Origin of the sequence: uncultured Parasphingorhabdus sp., assembly GCF_963975735.1 — a bacterium.
Taxonomy (GTDB): domain Bacteria; phylum Pseudomonadota; class Alphaproteobacteria; order Sphingomonadales; family Sphingomonadaceae; genus Parasphingorhabdus.
In genome coordinates, this window is the sequence record NZ_CAXBIA010000002.1 from 121,074 (window position 1) to 143,606 (window position 22,533).

General features: G+C 57.2%; 25 protein-coding genes. 17 read left to right on the forward strand and 8 right to left on the reverse strand.

Annotated features, from left to right (window positions below; translation table 11 throughout):
* The first annotated feature begins 17 nt into the window (after positions 1-17).
* The 5 genes from AACZ86_RS04150 (at position 18) to AACZ86_RS04170 (ending at position 5,044) form a co-directional block, all read left to right on the forward strand.
* Positions 18-1,958 (forward strand): potassium transporter Kup, encoded by a 1,941-nt coding sequence (locus AACZ86_RS04150; protein WP_339689568.1) that lies wholly within the window; start codon positions 18-20, stop codon positions 1,956-1,958.
* 112 nt (positions 1,959-2,070) lie between these two features.
* Positions 2,071-2,523 carry a ribose 5-phosphate isomerase B gene (gene rpiB / locus AACZ86_RS04155; RefSeq protein WP_339689569.1) on the forward strand — a complete coding sequence of 151 codons (453 nt, stop codon included), beginning with the start codon at positions 2,071-2,073 and terminating at the stop codon, positions 2,521-2,523.
* Positions 2,520-3,827: a serine hydroxymethyltransferase gene (glyA, locus tag AACZ86_RS04160; RefSeq protein WP_339689571.1), complete on the forward strand. Its 1,308-nt coding sequence runs from the start codon at positions 2,520-2,522 to the stop codon at positions 3,825-3,827. The genes rpiB and glyA overlap by 4 nt, the downstream gene beginning before the upstream one ends.
* A 15-nt stretch (positions 3,828-3,842) precedes the next feature.
* Positions 3,843-4,304 (forward strand): transcriptional regulator NrdR, encoded by a 462-nt coding sequence (gene nrdR / locus AACZ86_RS04165; RefSeq protein WP_339689574.1) that lies wholly within the window; start codon positions 3,843-3,845, stop codon positions 4,302-4,304.
* Positions 4,301-5,044 carry an RNA methyltransferase gene (locus AACZ86_RS04170; RefSeq protein ID WP_339689576.1) on the forward strand — a complete coding sequence of 248 codons (744 nt, stop codon included), beginning with the start codon at positions 4,301-4,303 and terminating at the stop codon, positions 5,042-5,044. The genes nrdR and AACZ86_RS04170 overlap by 4 nt, the downstream gene beginning before the upstream one ends.
* A gap of 9 nt (positions 5,045-5,053) precedes the next feature.
* Here the strand turns inward: AACZ86_RS04170 and AACZ86_RS04175 are convergent, their stop codons facing one another.
* Complete coding sequence (locus tag AACZ86_RS04175) at positions 5,054-5,362, reverse strand: chorismate mutase (protein WP_339689579.1); 309 nt, start codon at positions 5,360-5,362, stop codon at positions 5,054-5,056.
* Between the two features lie 220 nt (positions 5,363-5,582).
* Here AACZ86_RS04175 and rpsD point away from each other — a divergent pair, with 220 nt between their 5' ends.
* The 5 genes from rpsD (at position 5,583) to aguB (ending at position 10,867) form a co-directional block, all read left to right on the forward strand.
* Complete coding sequence (rpsD, locus tag AACZ86_RS04180) at positions 5,583-6,197, forward strand: 30S ribosomal protein S4 (protein WP_339689580.1); 615 nt, start codon at positions 5,583-5,585, stop codon at positions 6,195-6,197.
* 190 nt (positions 6,198-6,387) lie between these two features.
* The gene (locus AACZ86_RS04185) at positions 6,388-8,064 is read left to right on the forward strand and encodes a M28 family metallopeptidase (RefSeq protein ID WP_339689583.1); all 1,677 of its coding nucleotides are present in this window, start codon (positions 6,388-6,390) and stop codon (positions 8,062-8,064) included.
* 15 nt (positions 8,065-8,079) lie between these two features.
* Positions 8,080-9,063 (forward strand): agmatine deiminase family protein, encoded by a 984-nt coding sequence (locus AACZ86_RS04190; protein ID WP_339689585.1) that lies wholly within the window; start codon positions 8,080-8,082, stop codon positions 9,061-9,063.
* A gap of 85 nt (positions 9,064-9,148) precedes the next feature.
* On the forward strand, positions 9,149-10,000 hold the full coding sequence (locus AACZ86_RS04195) for a hypothetical protein (protein WP_339689587.1): 852 nt from the start codon (positions 9,149-9,151) through the stop codon (positions 9,998-10,000).
* An 18-nt stretch (positions 10,001-10,018) separates the two neighbouring features.
* Positions 10,019-10,867 (forward strand): N-carbamoylputrescine amidase, encoded by an 849-nt coding sequence (gene aguB / locus AACZ86_RS04200; protein ID WP_339689590.1) that lies wholly within the window; start codon positions 10,019-10,021, stop codon positions 10,865-10,867.
* On the opposite strand, the gene AACZ86_RS04205 is transcribed toward aguB, so the two are convergent.
* Positions 10,840-11,520 carry a uracil-DNA glycosylase gene (locus AACZ86_RS04205; RefSeq protein ID WP_339689592.1) on the reverse strand — a complete coding sequence of 227 codons (681 nt, stop codon included), beginning with the start codon at positions 11,518-11,520 and terminating at the stop codon, positions 10,840-10,842. The genes aguB and AACZ86_RS04205 overlap by 28 nt on opposite strands.
* A 40-nt stretch (positions 11,521-11,560) precedes the next feature.
* Complete coding sequence (locus AACZ86_RS04210; RefSeq protein WP_335653532.1) at positions 11,561-11,926, reverse strand: DUF3597 domain-containing protein; 366 nt, start codon at positions 11,924-11,926, stop codon at positions 11,561-11,563.
* Between the two features lie 247 nt (positions 11,927-12,173).
* Between AACZ86_RS04210 and AACZ86_RS04215 the strand changes: the two genes are divergently transcribed.
* Positions 12,174-12,749: a DUF937 domain-containing protein gene (locus AACZ86_RS04215; RefSeq protein WP_339689594.1), complete on the forward strand. Its 576-nt coding sequence runs from the start codon at positions 12,174-12,176 to the stop codon at positions 12,747-12,749.
* A 27-nt stretch (positions 12,750-12,776) separates the two neighbouring features.
* On the forward strand, positions 12,777-13,157 hold the full coding sequence (locus AACZ86_RS04220; protein ID WP_339689596.1) for a hypothetical protein: 381 nt from the start codon (positions 12,777-12,779) through the stop codon (positions 13,155-13,157).
* Here AACZ86_RS04220 and AACZ86_RS04225 read toward each other — a convergent pair.
* Positions 13,147-13,626: an NfeD family protein gene (locus AACZ86_RS04225; protein ID WP_339689599.1), complete on the reverse strand. Its 480-nt coding sequence runs from the start codon at positions 13,624-13,626 to the stop codon at positions 13,147-13,149. The genes AACZ86_RS04220 and AACZ86_RS04225 overlap by 11 nt on opposite strands.
* A 30-nt stretch (positions 13,627-13,656) precedes the next feature.
* Positions 13,657-14,619, reverse strand: a complete 963-nt coding sequence (locus AACZ86_RS04230; RefSeq protein ID WP_335653528.1) for an SPFH domain-containing protein — start codon at positions 14,617-14,619, stop codon at positions 13,657-13,659.
* A 102-nt stretch (positions 14,620-14,721) separates the two neighbouring features.
* Here AACZ86_RS04230 and AACZ86_RS04235 point away from each other — a divergent pair, with 102 nt between their 5' ends.
* The 5 genes from AACZ86_RS04235 to AACZ86_RS04255 all read left to right on the forward strand — a co-directional run bounded on the left by AACZ86_RS04235 (position 14,722) and on the right by AACZ86_RS04255 (position 19,749).
* Complete coding sequence (locus AACZ86_RS04235) at positions 14,722-16,218, forward strand: M28 family peptidase (RefSeq protein ID WP_339689601.1); 1,497 nt, start codon at positions 14,722-14,724, stop codon at positions 16,216-16,218.
* 49 nt (positions 16,219-16,267) lie between these two features.
* Positions 16,268-17,746, forward strand: a complete 1,479-nt coding sequence (gene guaB / locus AACZ86_RS04240) for an IMP dehydrogenase (protein WP_339689604.1) — start codon at positions 16,268-16,270, stop codon at positions 17,744-17,746.
* Between the two features lie 9 nt (positions 17,747-17,755).
* Positions 17,756-17,974 carry a hypothetical protein gene (locus AACZ86_RS04245; RefSeq protein ID WP_339689605.1) on the forward strand — a complete coding sequence of 73 codons (219 nt, stop codon included), beginning with the start codon at positions 17,756-17,758 and terminating at the stop codon, positions 17,972-17,974.
* Positions 17,971-19,149 carry an RsmB/NOP family class I SAM-dependent RNA methyltransferase gene (locus tag AACZ86_RS04250; protein ID WP_339689608.1) on the forward strand — a complete coding sequence of 393 codons (1,179 nt, stop codon included), beginning with the start codon at positions 17,971-17,973 and terminating at the stop codon, positions 19,147-19,149. Before AACZ86_RS04245 ends, AACZ86_RS04250 begins: the two co-directional genes overlap by 4 nt.
* Before the next feature lie 69 nt (positions 19,150-19,218).
* The gene (locus tag AACZ86_RS04255; protein ID WP_339689610.1) at positions 19,219-19,749 is read left to right on the forward strand and encodes a tetratricopeptide repeat protein; all 531 of its coding nucleotides are present in this window, start codon (positions 19,219-19,221) and stop codon (positions 19,747-19,749) included.
* A gap of 21 nt (positions 19,750-19,770) precedes the next feature.
* Here the strand turns inward: AACZ86_RS04255 and AACZ86_RS04260 are convergent, their stop codons facing one another.
* The 3 genes from AACZ86_RS04260 to AACZ86_RS04270 form a co-directional block, all read right to left on the reverse strand.
* Positions 19,771-20,721, reverse strand: coding sequence for a DUF481 domain-containing protein (locus AACZ86_RS04260; RefSeq protein ID WP_339689613.1), 951 nt, complete (start codon positions 20,719-20,721; stop codon positions 19,771-19,773).
* A 21-nt stretch (positions 20,722-20,742) separates the two neighbouring features.
* On the reverse strand, positions 20,743-21,249 hold the full coding sequence (locus tag AACZ86_RS04265) for an RNA pyrophosphohydrolase (protein ID WP_339690240.1): 507 nt from the start codon (positions 21,247-21,249) through the stop codon (positions 20,743-20,745).
* 198 nt (positions 21,250-21,447) lie between these two features.
* Positions 21,448-22,398 carry an alpha/beta hydrolase gene (locus AACZ86_RS04270; protein ID WP_339689616.1) on the reverse strand — a complete coding sequence of 317 codons (951 nt, stop codon included), beginning with the start codon at positions 22,396-22,398 and terminating at the stop codon, positions 21,448-21,450.
* Positions 22,399-22,533: the final 135 nt, after the last annotated feature.

The following is a 22,533-nucleotide window of genomic DNA, read 5'->3' on the forward strand; positions in this document are numbered from 1 at the left end:
GCCTTAACGGCTAACCAATGTCCGCAGAACAAACCGAAAGTGCAGAATCGTCAGGCAGCACAGTGCAAACGCACGGTTCGCCACAACGTAACAGCGCCATAGCCAAGCTCGCCGCAGGCGCGATCGGGATCGTGTTCGGCGACATCGGTACCAGCCCACTATACGCGTTTCGCGAGACGTTTATCGGTGCCCATCCGCTGGAACTCGACCGTATCCATGTTCTCGGCGTGGTCAGCCTGATTTTCTGGTCGATGACGCTGGTGGTGACGATCCAATATGTCAGCATCACCATGCGCGCGGACAACAAGGGGCAGGGCGGTAGCCTGGCACTTGTGGCGCTGATTTCCGGCGCCATGCGACGATCAAAATATGGCTGGCTGGCGATATTGCTCGGTGTATTCGCCACCGCGCTCTTCTATGGCGACAGCATGATTACGCCCGCGATTTCGGTGCTTTCGGCGGTCGAAGGATTGACCGTTGTCCAGCCCGGACTGGGCCATCTGGTAATCCCTATCGCGCTGACCCTGCTGGTATTTCTGTTCCTGATCCAGTCTCGTGGCACCGCGAAAATAGGCGCATTGTTTGCGCCGGTGATGTTTGTCTATTTCACCGTTATCGGGACGCTCGGTATCATCCAGATTATCGGTCATCCTTCGGTCCTATATGCTTTCAACCCATGGTATGCCGTACAATTTTTCATAACCGACGGGGTCAAGGCGTTTCTGGCGCTGGGTTCGGTAGTGCTGGCGGTTACCGGTTCCGAGGCGCTATTTGCCGACATGGGCCATTTCGGCAAGAAGCCGATGCGAATTGCCTGGTATGGTTTCGTGATGCCGGCTTTGTTGTGCAATTATTTCGGTCAGGGCGCGATGATCCTCTCTCTCGATGCAGCTGGCGCGGCTGCAGCGATCGAAAGTCCGTTCTTCATCATGGCGCCGGAAGTGCTTCGTCTGCCGCTGGTTATCCTCGCAACCATGGCGACATTCATCGCCAGCCAGGCGGTTATTTCCGGCTCTTTCTCGGTGACCCATCAGGCGATCCAGCTCGGCTTCATTCCCCGTCTGACAATCAAGCACACCAGCGCGTCGGAAGCGGGGCAAATCTATATCCCATTCGTCAACTGGGCGATCATGATTGCAGTCATCCTGCTGGTGCTGACCTTCCAGAGCTCAAGCAATCTGGCCTCGGCTTACGGGATTGCGGTTACCGGCGCGATGTTCATCGACACCTGCTTGCTGGCCATAGTGATGGTGGTATTGTGGAAATGGAAATTGTGGATCACCATTCCGCTGCTGGCCGTTTTCTTCATCGTTGACGGTGCTTATTTCGCGGCGAACCTGACCAAGGTTCCCGATGGCGGCTGGTTCCCGCTGGCCGTTGGTGGTGTCGCTTTCGTTATCCTGACGACATGGGCCAAAGGGCGCCAGATCATGCGGAAAAACATGGCGGAAGCGGCCATGCCGATCGAGATATTCACGAAATCTGCAGCCAATAGCGCCACCCGGGTCCCCGGAACGGCCATTTTCATGGCGTCCTCGTCCGCTGGCGTACCATCGGCGCTGCTGCACAATATCAAGCATAACAAGGTCATCCACGAACGGGTGGTCATTCTGACCGTCAACATCAACGATGTTCCGACGGTCGATGCCGACAAACGCTGCGAAGTGAAGGATCTTGGTAACGGTTTCTACCGGCTGATTCTCCATTTTGGCTTCATGCAGGAAACCGATGTGCCCGAGGCTCTGAAAGCGGTGAAGGGCTGTGGCATGGAATTCGACATGATGACCACCAGCTTCTTCCTGTCGCGCCAGACCTTGCTGCCGTCGAAAAAACCGGAGATGATGGTCTGGCGAGAGAAGCTCTTTGCATGGATGTTGCGCAACGCGGCGACCGCGATGGAGTTTTTCAAGCTTCCCACCAACCGGGTGGTGGAGCTCGGCAGCCAGATGGAAATCTGACGGCGTCACCAACTGGCCTTTGACGGCTTTGTGCCGCGCCAAATATTTGGTGGCCTATCGGGGCACTGTCTACTAAATAGCGGCCATCCGATTCTCGCTACAGGAAATGCCCATGCGCATCGCTATTGCCTCTGATCATGCCGCTCTGGATATGAAGGCCGCTCTGGTCGACTGGCTGAACGACGCAGGCCATGATCTTACCGATCTCGGGCCGATGACCGGCGACAGTGTCGACTATCCCGATTATGGCTATAAGCTTGCCGCCGAAGTGGCATCGGGCCGCGCGGAGCGGGGGGTAGCGCTCTGCGGTTCGGGTATCGGCATTTCGATGGCGGTCAACCGCAATCCCGCCTGTCGCTGTGCGCTGGTTTCCGAAGGCCTGTCAGCCAGGCTATCGCGGGAACATAATGACGCGAATGTGATCGCCATGGGCGCAAGGCTGGTCGGCATCGAAATCGCGAAAGACTGTCTCGACATCTTTTTGAAAACCCCATTTGGCGGCGACCGGCATCAGCGCCGGGTCGATAAATTGTCCGCCCCCCAAGTTGAAGGAACAAGCGCATGAGCAACACTGCCGATATTCAGGATGTCAGACAGACCGGTTTCTTCGACTTTTCGGTCGATGAAAGTGATCCGGCGGTTGCCGGCGCGATCAACTCCGAACTGGCACGCCAGCAGAACCAGATCGAGCTGATCGCCTCGGAAAATATTGTTTCCAGGGCGGTGCTGCAGGCGCAGGGCTCGGTCTTCACCAACAAATATGCCGAGGGCTATCCCGGACGCCGCTATTATCAGGGCTGCGCGCCATCGGATGCGGTCGAGACGCTGGCGATCGAACGCGCCAAGCAGCTGTTTGACTGCGGCTTTGCCAATGTCCAGCCGCATTCCGGAGCGCAGGCAAACGGCGCGGTGATGCTCGCGCTGGTCAAGCCGGGCGATACCATTCTCGGCATGTCGCTCGATGCCGGCGGGCATTTGACCCACGGCGCGAAACCGGCCCAGTCGGGCAAATGGTTCAACGCGATCCAATATGGAGTCAACGACGACGATCATCTGATCAACTATGAAGAAGTCGAAGCGCTCGCCAAGGAACATCAGCCGAAACTGATCATCGCGGGCGGCTCTGCCTATCCGCGTCAGATTGATTTTGCCAAGTTCCGCGCGATCGCCGATTCCGTCGGTGCCCTGTTCATGGTCGACATGGCGCATTTCGCCGGACTGGTTGCCGCCGGATTGCACCCAAGTCCCCTTGGCTATGCAGACGTCGTGACCACCACGACCCACAAGACCCTGCGCGGACCGCGTGGCGGGATGATATTGACCAATGACGAAGCCATTGCCAAGAAGATCAATTCTGCGGTTTTCCCCGGCCTCCAGGGTGGTCCCTTGATGCACGTGATCGCGGCCAAGGCTGTAGCCTTTGGTGAAGCACTCCGTCCGGAATTCACCAGCTATTGCGCTGCCGTGATTGAAAATGCGAAAATTCTGGCTGCAACGCTCAAGGAACGCGGCGCCGACGTGGTTGCCGGCGGCACCGACACCCATCTCGCGCTGATCGATCTGTCGCCACTGGGCATCACCGGGCGTGACGCCGACGAAGCGCTCGAGCGGGCAGGCATTACCTGCAACAAGAACAGCATCCCCAATGATCCGCAGCCACCAATGAAGACCAGCGGCATCCGCGTTGGATCACCCGCCGGTACCACCCGTGGCTTTGGTCCTGCCGAGTTCAAGATGATCGGCGATATGGTCGCGGATGTGCTCGACGGTTTACGCCAGAAAGGCGATGCGGGGGATCCCGATATTGAAGCCGATGTACGCGAACGGGTACAGGCGCTTTGCGACCGTTTCCCGATTTACCAGGATTGATCGGAAAAGCATAACATGCGTTGCCCCTTTTGCGCCCATGACGACAGCCAGGTCAAAGACAGCCGTCCGACCGAGGACAACACGACGATCAGACGCCGTCGCCAGTGCGAGGGCTGTGGCGCGCGGTTCACGACATTTGAACGTGTGCAATTGCGTGAAATAACCGTGGTCAAAAGCGAGGACCGCAAGGAACCGTTTGACCGGTCGAAGATCGATCTGTCGGTATCGCTCGCTTGCCGTAAACGTGGTCTAGCGCAGGAGCAGATGGATCAGCTGGTCTCGGGCATCCAGCGTCAGCTGGAAACCAGTGGCGAGACCGAAATCCCGTCGCAGAAAATCGGCGAGATGGTAATGGATGGCCTGAAGGCGCTTGATAGCGTTGCCTATATCCGCTTTGCATCGGTCTATAAGGATTTTACCGAGGCCAAGGATTTCAAGGAATTTGCCGGCACTCTGAAAGATGTCGGCGGCGCGTGAGCAACCAGCCCGCAATCATATTGGTCAATCCGCAGCTCGGACAAAATATCGGCAAGGCCGCGCGGGCGATGCTGAATTTCGGCCTGACCGAAATGCGCATTGTCAAACCGCGGGACGGCTGGCCAAATCCGGATGCCGGGCCATCGGCTTCGGGCGCAGACCAAGTGCTGGAACAGGCGCAGGTCTTTGAAACGACGGCTGAGGCTGTGGCTGATTGCGCCCATGTCTATGCAACAACCGTCCGCAAACGGGGCATGACCAAGACGGTGCTTACGCCTTGGGAAGCTGCCGAAGATATGGCGCAGGCGAGCGGAAAATGCGCGATTTTGTTCGGGCCGGAGCGGGCCGGACTGGAAATTGTCGATGTTGAACTGGCGCGCAAGATCATAACCGTACCGATCAACCCGGAATTCGGATCGCTCAATCTGGCTCAGGCCGTCATCCTTGTGGCTTATGAAATATCCAAGACGGACAGCGTCGGCAATGTTCAGCCTACGCTAGAAAAGAAAGTGGCAGAACCGGCTCCGCAGAGAGAACTGGACATGTTCTATGAGCATCTCGAACGGGCGCTGGATAAAAACGGATATTTCTACCCGGCGGAACGGGCTGGAGCGACGAAAGTGACGCTCCGCAATATGCTGACCAAGCCGGCGTGGACGAATGAAGAGGTAAAGACCTGGCGCGGCGTTATCTCTTCGCTGGAACGGCCTCCCCGCAAGGATAAAGCCGAAAAGCCTTGATCGGAGGCGCTATTTGCGCAGCTGGTCCCATTTCTGCAATTCGTAACTGATCGACGTTTCGACCAGCATTTCCCAGATCGCGGCCATCGTGGGTACGGGGACTCCGGCTTGTTCTGCCAGATGTTTGACATTCTGGAGAACAGCGGCCTTGCGCGCTTCATCACGTACGACGTTGCGATCCTGTTTGATCCGCGCGGCGGCATCCATGCAGGCGAAACGCTGGGCCATCAGGGCGATGATTTCCGCGTCGACGCGGTCCACTTGTTCGCGGACATCGATCATGGTTTCCATGGGCGGCAGTGGCTTGGGATCATTCATGCCAGCCCAATAATCGTCACTCGTCAGAGAGTCGATACCTGACTATCATATCCGCAAGATTTTCACCGGCCAAGACAGTTGACAATGGCGGGTTTGCTCGCCATAGGCCCGCTCTTGCAATTGGCTCCGCACCCCGGTGAAGCGGTGGCCGCATCAAGACTCAAGGTTTTGATGGTGCGTTCCGGGAAGACTTAGAAACAGCAAATGAGGAGTCATTCATATGACCAAACGTACCAGTTCAAAATATAAGCTCGATCGCCGCATGGGCGAGAATATCTGGGGTCGTCCCAAATCTCCCGTCAATCGTCGCGACTATGGCCCGGGCCAGCACGGTCAGCGCCGCAAGGGCAAGCTGTCCGACTTCGGTATCCAGTTGCGCGCCAAGCAGAAGCTCAAAGGCTATTATGGCGACGTGACGGAAAAGCAGTTCCGCCGCGCTTATAAAGAAGCCGCAGCGATGAAAGGCGATACCAGCCAGAACCTGATCGGCCTGCTCGAGCAGCGTCTCGACATGGTTGTCTATCGCGCCAAATTCACCCCGACCATCTTTTCTGCCCGTCAGCTCGTGAGCCACGGCCATATCCGGGTGAACGGCGTCAAATGTAATGTTGCTTCGCGCAAGGTTGTACCGGGCGACGTGATTTCGCTGAGTTCCAAGGCACAGGAAATGCTGCTGGTTATCGAAGCACAGAGCCTGCCAGAGCGTGACATTCCAGAATATGTAACGCCAGACGGCACGGACAAGGTAACCTATGTCCGCATCCCGACACTGGACGAAGTACCTTATCCCGTGACAATGGAACCCAATCTGGTCGTCGAATTCTATTCGCGCTGATTGTTTCAACGATATATACGAAAAAGGGCGGCTCCAACGGGCCGCCCTTTTTTTTGCATTCCACTTCTGTCCGGTGCTGTGATGGCTGGCACCCAATGATTGAGCCGTCACGCTTCTTGCCTTGCTGAAACGCGTCTGGCATTGAGCGGCTAAGGTTTTTCGAAACAGAGAATTTCAGAAGGATAGCTATATGTTGAAACGATCGCTTTGGGCGTTGCTGGTGCCATCTCTGGTACTGGCCGGTTGCACGAAAATTGATGAAGGCGATGCCGCTGTCGCGTTGCCGGAAATTGCGGCACCCGAATTGTCGGTCGACACAATGAAGTCTATCACAGAGGAGCTTTCCTCTGACGCGTATGAAGGCCGGGCACCAGGCACGCCAGGCGAGGAGAAAACCCTTGCGCTGCTGACCAAGAAATTTGCCGAAGCCGGCCTGTCGCCCGGCAATGGCGACAGCTGGTTTCAGGATGTGCCGCTGGTCGGGATTACCGCAAAGAATATGTCGCCTCTGAAAATCAGCGGTGGAAAGAGTGATTTGTCTTTTGCCTTTGGCAGTGACTATGTCGTCTCTAGCTACCAGGAGCAGCCGAAAATTGACGTTGCCGGCAGCGACATGGTGTTTGTCGGCTATGGCATCAACGCTCCCGAGCGTGGCTGGAACGATTATGCCGGCGTAGATGTCAAAGGCAAAACCGTCGTCATATTGGTGAATGATCCCGATTTCGGAACCGAAAGCCTTGAAGGCGATTTTGGCGGTCGGGCGATGACCTATTACGGGCGCTGGACCTATAAATATGAAGAAGCGGCACGGCAGGGCGCTGCGGCGGCTTTGATCATCCATGATACCGATCCGGCAGCTTATGGCTGGAATGTTGTCGAATCGAGCTGGACGGGTGAACAATTTTACGCCCAGTCGGCGAACGGCGGCGCGGACCAGACCAAATTGAACGGCTGGGTCCAGAAGGATGCGGCGGCCAAGATTTTCGCGGCGGCGGGGCAGGACCTGACCGCGCAAATGGCGGCAGCGAAGAAAAAGGGCTTCAAGGCAGTCGACCTGAAGCTGAAAGCATCCGCTTCGCTCGAGAATGATATCAAGAAAACCGACAGCAAGAATGTCGTCGGCATTTTGAAGGGCAAGACCCGCCCTGACGAATATGTGATCTACACCGCGCATTGGGACCATCTCGGTCGCTGCAAGCCGGCACCGGATGGTGACGATATCTGCAACGGTGCGGTCGACAATGCTACCGGAACGGCCGCGCTGGTCGCTCTGGCGGAGGCCCATGTGAAGGCAGGCGCGCCGGACCGCAGCATTATTTTCCTTGCCGTGACAGCCGAGGAGTCGGGCCTGCTGGGTTCGGCTTATTATGCGCAAAACCCGATCTATCCGCTGAGCAAGACTGTTGGTGGCGTGAATATGGATGCCTTCGGCATGGCTGGCCCTGCCAAGAACGTGATTGTGGTCGGCAAAGGGAAATCCGGTCTCGATCGCTATCTCGAAGCGGCGCTGACCGGCGATGGCCGCGTGGCCGAAGCCGAGCCGACACCGGAGAAGGGCTATTATTACCGGTCCGATCATTTCAGCTTTGCCAAGCTTGGCGTGCCGATGATCTATTTCGAAGGTGGAGAGGATCTTGTCGAAGGTGGCCGGGAAGCCGGTGAAGCCATTTCGAAAGATTATACCGAAAATCGCTACCACGGTCCGAAGGACGAATATGATCCGAACTGGAACTGGGACGGCGTGATGGGCGATCTGAAAGTCTATTATACCGTGGCCCGGATGTTGGCGATGACCGAAGACTGGCCGAACTGGAATGATGGCGACGAATTCCGTGCAACGCGGGACAAGAGCCGCGCCGGCAACTGATCCCGGACGCTACGCATGACGAGATGGCCCGCAGAGTGGGAACCGCATCAGGCGGTCTGGATCGGCTTTCCCGGCGATCCGGCGGAATGGCCGGTGGGCCGGGAGGCGGCGCAACGCGAAGTGGCGGCCTTTGCCAATGCGATAGCCGATGACGGCGCAGGCGAGACCGTTGTTCTGGTGTGCCGGGACGTCGCGGACGCGGATGTCGCGCGCGGACTGGTCCAGTCTTGCGTGGACGTGGTTGTCGAACCTTTTGGTGATGTCTGGCTGCGTGATAGCGCGCCGGTTTTCATTGCAGGGCCAAATGGCCCTGATGGCCGGAATTTTCGCTTCAATGGCTGGGGCGGCAAATATGAGATGGCCGGTGATAAGGATGTCGGTCGGCGGCTGGCAAAGCGGTTCGACCTGCCGGTCAGCGATCAGGACTGGATACTGGAAGGCGGCGCTATCGATGGCGATGGCGCTGGCCGGCTGATCACGACTGCGCAATGCGTTCTAAACGCCAACCGCAATGACGGGCTTGGCAAAGAACAGGTTGCCGAGCGGCTGCGTGATGCTTTGGCGGTGCAGGATATCTGCTGGCTCGGAGACGGGCTTGTCGCCGATCATACCGATGGCCATGTCGACAATCTTGCGCGGTTCGTTGCCCCGAACATGGTCGCCATCCCGCAAGCCGATACGGCTGACGACCCCAATGCCGAGATTTTTGACGATGCCGCAACGCGGGCCGCTGCATCGGGCTTGCAGGTCGTGCGCCTGCCGTCGGCGGGGCGATATGAAGTTGACGGCGATATCGCGCCGGCCAGCTATATGAATTTCTATATCGGCAACAGGGTCGTGACGGTTCCGCAATATGGGGCAGCAAATGACAGCAAGGCCGTGGATCAAATCGCGGCGCTGTTCCCCGACCACAAGGTGATCGGGCTGTCCAGCCAGGCGCTGCTCCGCGGCGGCGGCAGCTTTCACTGCATATCGCAGCAGATCCCGCGGATAGATTAGCCCTTTATTACATATTGTGTCCCGGCGGGGACGGGCTAGTGTCAGCCATAGAAAATAACCCCCGACTGTTTGAGAGGAAAATCATATGAAAAAATTACTGATGGCAAGCGCGGCGCTCGCAATGCTGGGAATGGCCGTTCCCGGCGCTGCGAAGCACCATGAAGAAGGAGCCGCGATGACCGACGCCGGCCTGCAGGCGGTATTGTCGCATGAGCGCCGCGCCGACGACAAGGCCCGCGATGCCTATCGTCATCCTGCTCAGACGCTTGCTTTCTTTGGCGTCAAACCCGGCCAGACGGTTGTCGAATATGGCCCCGGTGGCGGCTGGTACACGCGCGTGCTGGCGCCTTATCTCGCCGCTAGCGGGCAATATATCGCGATCAACGCTGACAGTTCCGACAGCAGCTTTCCCGACCGTGCCCGCGAGGCGCGGACCAAGGGCTGGCCCGAAAGCTTCCCGGCGACAGCAGCCAAGTGGACCGGCGTTGATGCCGGCAAGATACTCGCCTTTGAAAGCGACGAGCTGCCCGATGACAAGAAGGGCAAGGTCGACCGGATCTTGATATTCCGGTCCTTGCACGGCATGCTGAACGGAAACCGGGCGGACTCCGAATTGCGCGCCTTGCGTGATATGCTGGCCGATGACGGGATGGTCGGGATTGTCCAGCACCGGGCCAAAGACGACGCATCTTATGCCATGTCCAATGGTACCAAGGGCTATCTGAAACAGGCGTCGGTCGTGGCATTGTTCGAACTGAACGGTTTTGAACTGGTCAGCGATTCCGAAATCAATGCCAATCCGGCCGACACGTCCGACTATGAGCGCGGCGTCTGGACATTACCTCCGGTGCTGGCACTAGGCGACGCGGATAAAGCAAAATATCAGGCGATCGGTGAATCCGACCGGATGACATTATTGTTTAAGAAGCGGCCTTAAGCCGCTAATGGGGCTGCTATGACCAATATATCCGTAGCAGCCCTGCAGCTGCCCCTGGGGGGCGATGAGCAGGCAAATATCTATGCCGTCAGCGGCCTGATCGCCGAAGCGGCGGAACAGGGGGCCCAGATCATCTTGCCGCCCGAGCTGTTCGCCGGACCCTATTTCTGCAAGACCGAGGACGAGGCGCTTTTCGCTCTGGCCCAGCCGCTAAGCGAAAGCACGCCGGTGCTCGCCATGCAGAAGCTCGCCAAACAATATGGCGTGGCTATTCCGGCCAGTTTCTTCGAACGCGACGGGCAGCATTATTATAACAGTCTTGCGATGATCGGTCCCGATGGCGAGATCATGGGCGTCTATCGCAAAAGCCATATTCCCGATGGCCCCGGCTATGAGGAAAAATTCTATTTCCGCCCCGGCAATTCGGGTTTCAAGGTCTGGGATGTCTGCGGCACCCGGATCGGCGTCGGCATCTGCTGGGACCAATGGTATCCCGAGACCGCGCGGGCGATGGCGCTGATGGGTGCGGAAATTCTCTTCTATCCGACTGCGATCGGTTCCGAACCTTATGACGCGGATCTCGACACCAGCCGCATGTGGCGGCGGGCGATGCAGGGCCATGCGGTGAGCAACTGCATGCCGGTGGTCGCGAGCAATCGCATCGGGGTCGAAGAGGAGCAGGCCTTTTACGGTCACAGTTTCATCACCAATGAATGGGGTGATCTGGTGACCGAATATAGCTCGCAGGAGACCGGCGTTCTGACAGCATCATTCGATCTCGATCAGGCGCGCAAGCACCGCGCCGGCATGGGATTTTTCAGGGACCGGCGTCCGGAGCTTTATGGGCGGTTGGCCGAGGATAAATAGGCCGCCTGCTCGAAAACTTCCTCAAACATTTCCACCGTCAATCGCCGGGTGTTCATATTGTACCGGCTGCAGTGATAGCTGTCGATCAGGGTGCGGCCATCTGGTAGCTCGTGCTGTGCGCCGTGGGCGAATTTGTGATCGGCGAGTTTTGCGCCGGACAGACGGACGATGCTCTCGTGGGCGATCCTGCCTAGCGCCAGAATGATTTCCAGTTCCGGCAATCCGTCCAGCGCTTTGGCGAGATAGGGACGGCAATTGTTGATTTCGGCGCCGGTCGGCTTGTTCTCCGGCGGCAGGCATTTGACCGCGTTGAGGATGATCGCTCCGTTCAGGGTAATCCTGTCTGCCGGGTCGTTGGCGAATGTCCCATTCACAAAACCGAACTTCGTCAACGTAGCAAACAACATCTCGCCCGAGGCGTCGCCGGTAAACGGTCTGCCGGTCCGGTTGGCGCCCTCCGTGCCGGGAGCGAGGCCGACGACAGCCAGCCATGCCTTCGGGTCACCAAAGGCTGGAACCGGCGCGTTCCACCAGTCCGGATGATCCTTGCGCAAGGATTTTCTCAGGCCAACCAGTCTCGGACAGCGGCGGCAACCCTTCGGGGCTTCTGCAGCAGGAAGAGGGGCAAAAAGAAGGGGGCTATGATCGCTCACAGCCCCCGCCTAAGTTCAAACGGACATATCGTCCAGATGATTAGTCTTTCAGTTCCGCCGGAACGATACCGCCCGCTGCAGCGATCTTGTTCATGACCTGCTTGTGCAGCAGGATATTGTCTTCGGCGGAACCGCTATAATCGCTGTTGCCGAGTTCCTGCGCCAGTTCCTTGCGATTGCCATAGCTGGCATCGATCTGGACGAGCTTCATCAGGTCGACAATCGAAGTGCGCCAGTTGAGCTTGTCCGAGCCCGGGATGCTGTCGAGCCGCGAAGCAACGTCTACTTCGCTGATCGCCGCGCGTTGAGCCGGCGCTGCTGCAACAGGTGTTGCCGCTACTTCAGGTTCTGCTGCCTTGGCTTCGCCGCCAAAAATCGCGTTCTTGATTTTTCCGAAAATGCTCATGTCTTGTTCCTTTATATATTAGGGGCCTTGCGGTTCCGCTCTCACGTGACCGCGCCCTTGAATGGATATCTCGGTGCTAGCCGTTGCGGAGTCAATTGCCCATCTCCCGCAACGGCGCTTATCCGCCACATCAAAGGTGTAAACACTCGTAAATCTGTGGATTGGCCGGTTTCTGCCGTGAAAATATGCTAAGGTCCTGACAAGTAAAGAATCAACCATGCCGTCACGGCAATGAAGGAGAGCGACGATGAATATTATGGATATGTTGCAGCAGTCGGGCGGCATTGGCACGATGGCCAAGGAACTGGGTGTCAACGAAAGCGTCGCCCAAGCGGGTGCAGCAGCTTTGCTGCCCGCCATATTGGGCGGCTTCAAGAAAACGACGCAGGCGCAGCCAAGCGGTCTCGATGGGCTCGGCGGATTGCTGGGCCAACTCGGTGGTGGCGGACTGCTCGACAGCGTGCTCGGTACGCAACCAACTCCGGTTGAAAAAGGCAATGATGTGCTCGGCCAGATTTTCGGTTCCAAGGAAGTCAGCCGGACCGTCGCGGCGGGCGCAGAACAGCAGACCGGCATCAGCAGCGATCTGCTGAAGAAAATGTTGCCGGTCGTTGCCATGATGGTCGCCGGATATATGGCCAAGGAAAGTTCGGGCAGCGCCGGTAGCGGCGGCGGACTGGGCGGCCTGATCGGCGGTTTGCTGGGCGGAGGCAATAATGCATCTTCCGGTGGCCTCGGCGGTATCGCCTCGATGCTCGATCTGAATGGCGACGGCAATCCGCTAGATGACATTATTGGAATGGCCGGAAAGCTGGTACGCTAAACTTACCTCTATTGAAGGATATGGATTATGAGCATGCTCGAAAAAATCATGGATATGTTGCCCGAAAATTTCAGTATCGACGACATTGCGGAAAAAGCCGGGATGACGGCCGACGAAGCCAAAAAGGGTGGTGAGGCACTGTTCGCAAAATTGCGCGACGGCAGCACCGACAAGATGACCGCGATCAAGGAAGCGGCTGCTGAAGCGGGTGTTGACGCTGAAAAACTTAAAGGCCTCTTGCCGGCACTGGCTGAAAAAGCCGGTCTGGATGGCGAGGGCAGTCTTATGGACAAACTGACCGGCAAAGAAGGCTTGCTGGGCAAGGCGACCAGCTTTCTGGACCGCGATGGCGATGGCAATCCGATCAACGACATCACCAATATGGCGAAGGGTTTCTTCAAGAAATAGGTTTGGAATCCGATATTGCGGTGTCTTCCAGCGCTTCCAGCCGGAGGACACCGCCTTCTACCGCTGCGACCTTTGCGATTGTCCCTTTTTTCATGTTCGGCCCTTTGGCTTTCCATTCGCCATCGGCGACCTTCACCCGTCCGCTGGTGGCAGAAATTGTCTCCACAACGGTTACGGTTCGTCCGACCAGCTGCGCCGAACGGTTGTTGAGCAGAGGGCTTTCGCTTTCGACATTGTGGGTCAGATACCAGCGCCGTCCACCGAGCACTGCGGCTATGGTCGACAGGCCAAATACGGTCAGCTGACCGGCAAAGGTCATGTCGATGAACAGCGACAGGATTCCGGTCACCGCCGCTGCTGCAGCCACCCAGATCAGGAAGACGCCCGGCACGAACAGCTCCGCCAGCGCGAGCAGCGCGGCTAGGCCCAGCCAGACATATTCCGGATTGTTGATGGTGAAGTCATCCATTGCCTATGCTCTGCTTTCTCGTTGCCTCGCTTAGTCCTTGTTGTCGAAAGGACCTTTGCGCGCTGGTGGCGAAAACATCTGCGTGTTTTCACCCAGCGCTTCTTTCGCCAAAGCGCCAATGCCGCCCAATGTTCCGATCAGCTGCGTGGCTTCGATCGGGAATAATATGGTTTTGGCATTCGGTGAGGTAGCGAATTTTTCGACCGCCTTCACATAATCCTGAGCGACAAAATAGTTGATTGCCTGTGCATTGCCGCCGGCAATGGCTTCGGACACCATCTGGGTTGCTTTCGCTTCGGCCTGGGCTTCGCGTTCGCGGGCTTCGGCATCGAGGAAGGCGGCTTCCTTGCGGCCTTCAGCCTGCAAGATCTGCCCCTGCTTCTCGCCTTCTGAGCGCAGGATTTCGGAGGCGCGCGCGCCTTCTGCGTCAAGGATATTGGCGCGTTTCTCGCGCTCTGCCTTCATCTGCCGGGCCATCGCGTTGATGATATCCTGAGGCGGACGGATGTCCTTGATCTCGACCCGGGTGATCTTGATCCCCCACGGCGTCGTCGCATCGTCAATCACGGTCAGCAGCCGTCCGTTGATCTCGTCGCGCTTGGAGAGAGTTTCATCAAGGTCCATCGAACCCATGACCGTGCGCAGGTTGGTAGTGACGAGGTTGAGGATCGCGTTATAGAGATCGTTGACCTCGTATGCCGCCTTGGCAGCGTCGAGCACCTGGAAGAACACCACGCCGTCGGTGGAGATCATCGCATTGTCCTTGGTGATGATTTCCTGGCCCGGAATATCCAGCACCTGTTCCATCATGTTGACCTTGCGGCCGACGCGATAAAGAAATGCCGGATAGAAATTGAACCCCGGCTGGGCGGTCGTTGTGAAACGGCCGAAATATTCGATCGTGTAGTGATAGCCCTGCCGGACGATCTTGATGCTCGCAAAAAGATAGATGATGGTGACCAATAGCACCAATAATAACAGTGAAACGCCCATTTCCAATCTCCCTTGCGAACCGTCTCATTATCATTGATTATTTGCGGGATAATGCCAAGGAAAAAGCAAATTATTTGGGTTAACAAAAGGGTTGTTGTTGCAATGCGTTTCATTGTTGCTTTGGTTTTATCGGGTTTGATTTTCTCCGGCGCAGCGCGCGCAGAGGCGATTGGCGAAGCGGACCTGCTCAAGCATATCGAGATATTGGCGAGTGACGCGTTTGAAGGGCGGGGTCCCGGCACCATCGGTGAAAACAAGACCGTCAACTATATCGCCACGCAGTGGGCGGAGGCCGGGCTGAAGCCCGCAGGTGAAAAAGACAGCTGGTACAAGCCAGTGACGTTGGTGGAGCGTGTGCCTGAGAGTTTTCATATAGTTTTTTCAGCCGCAGCTTCGGGCAGGGCGGTACGATTGCGGCCGGAGGAGATCGTTTTGCGCGGCCGGGAACCATCTTCCCGTCAAGCCGATATGGCGCTTGTCTTCGCCGGCTATGCGGAGGCGGGAGCGGGCAGTCCGTCGGTTGCGGGAAAGCTGGTCTTGCTGCCGAGCACGCCACCGGAAGACAGGGACGAGTTGCCGGATTATCGAACTCGAAAAATGCAGTTGATCGAGGCCGGAGCGGTCGGAGTGATTTCGATCCTTGAAGATCAGGACCGGTGGGCGCGATTTCAGCGCTTCTACCAGCGCGGATCGACAACATTGGCTGATCCGGAAAATCATGCGGCGCTCGAAGGGTTGATCAGCGTCGATCAGTTTAGGAAACTGCTCAAGCAATCCGGACTTGATGCCGACATGCTGCTGGATGATAGCGCCTCCATCTCGGTGGTTGACCTTGGTCTGAGCGCGGACGCGACGGCAAAGACCCGGGTCCGATCCTATGGGTCACACAATGTGATCGGGAAGATCCCCGGCACCAGTCCCGGGAGCGGCGCAGTGCTGTTCGTGGGGCACTGGGACCATTTCGGAATATGCCGGGTGGAAGATCCGCTCGCGCCCGAGCAAGACCGGATCTGCAATGGCGCGATAGACAATGCCAGCGGTATAGCTTTGCTGATCGAAACGGCTAAAGGCCTGTCCGGCGAAGGTCATGACCGGGATATCTATTTCCTGGCGACCACTGCCGAGGAGAAGGGCCTGCTCGGCGCGCGGGCTTTTGTAAGCGATCCGCCAATCGCGCTCGAAAATTTTGTTGCGGTTTTCAACGCCGATACCATCGCGCTTTCGGACGACGGGCAAAAGATTGCCGTCGTCGGTCTGGGCCAGTCCGGATTCGACCAGGATATCGAGACGGTCGCCGCGCAGGAGGGGCGCGAGATTGACCGCAGCGGCACGTCAGATCCTTATCTCAAACGGCAGGACGGCTATGTTTTTCTGGAGCGCGGCATTCCGTCCTATATGATTACCAGTGCCTTTGCCGACGAGGACCGGCTTCAGGCCTATATTAATGGTCCCTATCATGATGTTAGCGATGAGGTGAACGACAACTTGTTGCTGGCGGGAGCGGCTGCAGATGCCAATTTCCACGTCGCGCTGGGTCGATATTTTTCCTCGACCGGCACTTATCCCGGATTAGCCACTAGCGGCGGAGCCGATTACTGATTACATGGGCCGCCACAGAATCACATTCAGACATCGGAAAGTGGCGAAAATGAGCAGGTCAGGCAAACATAAAGAAATTCGGTTGGGACTGACTTTTGACGACGTCCTGTTGCGGCCCGCCGCTTCCGAGATCGTGCCGAGCCAGGCCAATACGAAGACCCGGCTGACCAAGCTGATCGGGCTCAATATTCCGGTTCTTTCCTCCGCCATGGATACGGTTACCGAGTCGGACATGGCGATCGTCATGGCGCAAATGGGCGGCATCGGCGTTTTGCACCGCAATCTCACGCTCGAACAGCAAACCGCCGCGGTTCGGCAGGTGAAGCGATTTGAGTCCGGCATGGTCGTCAATCCGATCACCATCGCACCCGATGCAACGCTGGCAGAAGCGCAGGCGACCATGGAGCAGAACCGGATATCCGGTATTCCGGTGGTCGAGAAGTCGGGCAAGCTTGTCGGCATATTGACCAACCGCGACGTCCGCTTTGCCGAAAACCCCAAACAGCTGATCTCGGAGCTGATGACCAAGGACAATCTGGCGACGGTTCCGGCCGGCGTGAGTCAGGAAGAAGCGCGGCGTACCTTGCACCAGCGGCGAATTGAAAAATTGCTCGTGGTCGACAATGACTATCGCTGCGTCGGCCTGATCACGGTCAAGGATATCGAGAAAGCCGTCACTTATCCAAACGCGACCAAGGACGAAACCGGACGTTTGCGCGTCGCGGCGGCGTCGACCGTCGGCGAAAGCGGACTCGAACGGACCCAGGCGCTGATCGACGCGGAATGTGATCTGATCGTGGTAGACACCGCCCATGGTCACAGCGCGATGGTTGCGCGGGCAGTGGAAGATATCAAAAAGCGTTCGAACAATACCCAGATCATTGCCGGCAATGTGGCGACCGCAGCGGCGACCCGCGCGCTGATCGACGCAGGGGCAGACGGTATCAAGGTCGGCATCGGACCGGGTTCAATCTGTACCACTCGAGTCGTCGCCGGCGTCGGTGTTCCGCAGCTGACCGCGATCATGGAATGTGCGGAAGAAGCGGAAAAGTCCGGTATTCCGGTTATCGCCGATGGCGGACTGCGGACTTCGGGCGATGTTGCCAAGGCGCTGGCCGCCGGTGCATCAGCCGTGATGATCGGATCATTGCTTGCCGGAACCGAAGAAGCGCCGGGCGAGACATTTCTCTATCAAGGCCGCGCTTACAAGAGCTATCGCGGCATGGGTTCGGTCGGTGCTATGGCGCGTGGATCGGCGGACCGCTATTTCCAGCAGGATATCAAGGACCAGATGAAACTGGTGCCGGAAGGTATCGAAGGGCAGGTGCCGTTCAAGGGGCCGGCGCGCGATGTCATTCATCAGCTGGTCGGCGGCGTGAAAGCAGCCATGGGCTATACAGGTTCGGCGACGCTCGAAGATCTGCGCGAACGGGCCGAGTTCATCCGGATCACCAATGCCGGATTGCAGGAAAGCCACGTCCATGATGTAGCGATCACCAGAGAAGCGCCAAATTATCCCACGCGTTAGGACCTTTGCATGGATCTCATAATCGAGGCGAAAATATTGCTGCTGATGTTTGTCTGGCCTGCGGGGCAGGCGGACAACACTCCGCTTTGGACGAATGACGTCTATTCGACGTTGGACAGCTGTGAAGATGGCGCTTCCGAGCGGAAGGCGATGGTCGAGACGGAATATGGACCGGATGCGCGGATAGTATATTATTGTTTCGATGCTGACGATCGCATGGACCAGTGACCCCTTCGGCACGGCTGCAAGCCGCGATAGAGATGCTCGACTGGATCATTGCCGCAGCGCGTGACAATGGTGCATCAGCCGACAATATCGCGAAGAAATTTTTCAAGGAACGGCGCTATGCCGGGTCGGGCGATCGCCGCGCCATTCGCGAACTGGTCTATTCCGCCATCCGGCGCTGGGGCGACCGGCCGGAAAGCGGCAGGCAGGCCTTGCTCGGTTTGGTGGCAGAGCAGCCGGAATTGCGCGAGCTTTTCAGCGGTTCCAACTATGGCCCTGCGGCGATTGCAGAAGGAGAACGGGTCGCCAGCGGCGCGCAGGTTCCGGACTGGCTGGCGGACAGGTTCGCCAGTTTGATCGACGAAACCGAACGGACAGCATTGTTCGATCGTGCGCCGCTGCATGTCCGGGTCAACGGGCATCGTTCAACGGACATGGAAGTCAAATCGGCATGGCCCGAAGCGGTCGCATTGGCCTTGCCGCATGGCTATGAGCTTCCGGCCGGAAGCCAGCTGGAAGACAAGGCGCTTTTTCGTGAAGGCGCCATCGAGATTCAGGATCTCGGCAGCCAGGCGATTGCCATGGCAGGCGCTGCTGCCAAGCCGGAGCTTGTTCTGGACCTATGTGCAGGGGCTGGTGGAAAGACCCTGGCATTGGCGGCCATGCTGCCTCCGGAAAGCAAGATTATCGCGGCGGACACGGATCGTGGGCGGCTGAGCCGGATAGAGCCCCGCAAACGCAGGGCGAGTGCCCGCAATATCGAGACCATTTTGCTCGCACCGGGCAATGAAATGGAAGCGCTTGGCCATCTGAAAGCCAGTTGCGATCTGGTGTTGATCGATGCTCCTTGCAGCGGAACAGGAACCTGGCGGCGCAACCCGGAGCTGCGCTGGCGGATGACGCCTAAGCGGCTGGATCACACGACAGAATTGCAACAGCGGCTGATGGAGCTGGGCAGCGAGATGGTCAAACCCGGCGGCCGGCTGGTTTACGCCGTTTGCTCGCTTCTTGACGCAGAAGGCGGTGACCAGACGGACAGGTTTCTCGAGAACCATCCGCAATGGCAGGAAATATCGATTGATTTGCCGGTTGGCCGCCCATATCGTAAAGGCGCACTTCTCTCACCGCATCATGACGGAACGGATGGCTTTTATTTTACCTGTCTCGAAAAATTGTGATAGCAAATCATGTTAAGCCAGCATGCAGATGAATCTGGCTATGGTCGCGAGAGTCTATTGGAGCTGATTATGCGTTTTTCACCGGCCGTTGTCGCCTTGTCCCTTGTTTTTGTCACTGTTTCGAGCGCCAGCTTTGGCCAGGCGGCCGATATTGAAATCAAGCCGCGCTCGGTCGAATATATGCACTTGGGCGAAGCCGCGCAGAAACGGGGCGAGCTTGATCTCGCAGCGGACCTTTATGAAACATCGCTGGTCGTCGATCCGCGCAATGGCTCGGCCTTCATCGCTTTGGCACAAATTGCCCGCGTTCAGCAGCTGCCTGGCAAGGCGATCCGTCTGTATCGCGAGGCTCTCATACTGGATCCGAACAATCTCGATGCACTGGCCGGACAGGGCGAGGCTCTCATCCAGCGGGGCGCGCTGGAAAAAGCCCGGGTGAATCTTTCGCGGATTGAAACCTTGTGCCGGTCGAGCTGCTCACAGAATGACCAGCTGGCGTCGGCTATCAAACTGGCAGACAAGAAACCGGTTCTGTCGGCTGAAGCGGTTACGCCAAAGCCGAAAATCGGTGATGAAGAGCCGGATACCGAAACACCCTGACGGGCGTGGTTTTCCAGACGTTTAGAAGTCATAGACCAATGTTGCGCGACTAAGAGTATCGGTTTTGATACTGCCCGCTGCAGGGTTGGTTTCATGTTCTATCGTATAGGATAATCGTGCTGAAAGTGAGCCGAGAAGCTTTGCGTCGAGAGCTGAGGTGGCATTGATCGTTGTGTTGTCGCTATCGATGACGGCGATGGCCGAAGTGAAGCCTTGTGCATCGCTAGCATAAGTGCCGCCGGCATCCTGGGAAAATTTCAGATGGTCGGAAATCTTCCAGTCAAAGTCCAGTCCGACCAATGCGGCCAGGCTGCTTTTGCTCTCTCCGTCGGCGAAGTCGGTTATCCGGATTGCCGGGCCAGCCTTGATTGCGAGCCGCAAGTCATTGGTTTTAAGCAATTCGTAACCCAATCCGCCCGACAGGGTGTAGCGGGCAGAATATCCCTGAAAACGGTCCCGCTCAAATTGCGCCAGACCGTAAGCGTAAAGGCTTTTGTCGAACTTGTAATTGGGCTCGATCGTCGCGCTCAACTGATCGCGGGTCGTTACGCCGGCACTGCGTTGATAGTCGGCGCGCGCCTGAAAATTCAACCGCCACTTTATGGCGTCCTTAGCCAGTTTGACGCCGCCGGAAAGGCCCAGATTGCTGGTATTCCCGGTTGAACGAAAACCTCCAAGTTCCCCCTGGCCTTTCCAACGTTCGAAGAAACCGGCCTCTTGTTTCTCGCGCAGCTCGGCTTCGGCTTTCGCAGCCAGTTGCGCATTATAGCTCGACATGATGGCATCGATTTCGGCGTGATCATCCGGATTGGTGGCTTTGGCCAGTTTTGCGACAGCTTGCACATCCTGTTTGTTGCCGGATGCAATGGCAGCGTCGATCATTGCTTTAACCGGTGCCGGTAGTACGGCACTGGCAGGCGTGGAAATGCTGGCCGCAATGATGATTGCGACTGCGGAGGCTGGTCTGGACATAGAAAATCTCGCTTACTCGAACTAGATCAGCGGTAAAAACTCTTTCAATACCGCCCGATACAGATCCCTTTTGAAGGGAACGATGATATCTGGCAAGCCTTGGGGGTCTGTCCATTTCCAGTTTTTAAATTCCGGATGCTCGGTCTGGATATCAATATGATCGTCATCGCCGGTGAAACGCATCAGAAACCAGCTTTGCCGCTGGCCGCGATATTTGCCTTTCCAGATCTTGCCGAGCAACTCGTCGGGAAGGTCGTACAGATATTCTTCGGTGCTGCGGCCAATGATCTGGACAAGGTCAGTGACAACTCCGGTTTCCTCGCGCAGTTCGCGCAAGGCTGCTGCTTCGGCTTTTTCGCCCTTGTCGATCCCGCCTTGCGGCATTTGCCATGCGTCGGGATATTGGCTGTCGGCGGCGTCCAGTCGCTGGCCGACAAATACCTGGCCCTCCCGGTTGGCGAGCATGATACCGGCGCACGGCCGATATGGGAGATTGCTATAATCGATTTTATTCTGCCTTTCAAAAATGTCCTGCTGCGCGGGATCCCTGACATAAGTCAGGCGAATCCCCGGGGCGCGACAGGACAAGAATTTTGGAGGCGTTCATAGCGCATTTATCACTGCCTAACCAAGCTACTCTTGCTTCAGGCTTCAAACATTTGCGTGCGGGATAATTAATAGGGAAACGCTACCGATATTCTAACAAATTCCGGCAAGCGTTACGCTCTATGATTCCAGCGATGCGAGCAATGTCTTCCAGGCTGTAATCATCTTGTCGACATCCTGTTGCGCCGAAGGCACTGCCTTGCGGAGATTGATGAAGCCATGAACATTGCCTGCCATTTCGATGAAATGCGTGTTCACACCGTGGCGGATCAAATCGGCGGCATAATCGCGGCCCTGATCGCGCAGTGGATCGAGGCCGGCGGTGATCAGTACTGTTGGCGGCGATTTGGCAAGGTCGCCGAGATAGGGTGATACGTGAATATCATCGTCGTTCGGGGCATAATGGCTGTCAAAATATTCCATGCTTGCTTTGGTGAGCAGAAAGCCTTCGGCAAATTCGTCCATCGATCCACCCTCTGCATCCATGCGGGTTGCAGGATAGATGGGGAATTGGGCGATGACGGGAACCGATGCTGGCTCGGTTGCGAATATTTGTCCAACGACCAATGCAAGATTGCCGCCAGCGCTATCGCCGCAGGGGATCAGGCCGCTGATCTTGAGCTTGAGCTGTGCCTGATTGTCGGCAACCCAGCGCGTCGCGGCAAGACTGTCTTGCGGTGCCGCTGGGAAGGGGGCTTCCGGGGCCATGCGATAATCGACCGCTACGACCGGGATGCCCGTTTCCCGCGCGATATAAGTGCAGAAACTATGATGGGATTCCAGGTCGCCAATGACAAAACCGCCGCCATGGTAAAACATGATAACGGGTGTTTCCGCGCTTCGTTCGGCCTGGCTATCATATAGGCGGAGCGCTATGTCACCCGCTGGACCCGGGCAGGCGATATCTTCTATCCGCGCCAGATCGACTGCGTCTGCCTCCAGCATTGCGCCCATCATATTATACATTTCGCGGGCTACGGCGGGTTCGACGTCTGACATGAGCGGCTGGTCCGATTGGGCCATCATCGTCAAAATCATCTGCACATCGGGGCGTACATAAGCGTCAGTCATCGATCATCTCCTAGCGTTTAACTGATCGATTAGATCAGGCTATGATCACTAGGCAAGCGCTAATCGGGACGGGCGTCCCAAACAAATGCTTTATCCCTATTAGTTTTTGTGGTTTGAAGCGGGGCGCATTGCTGC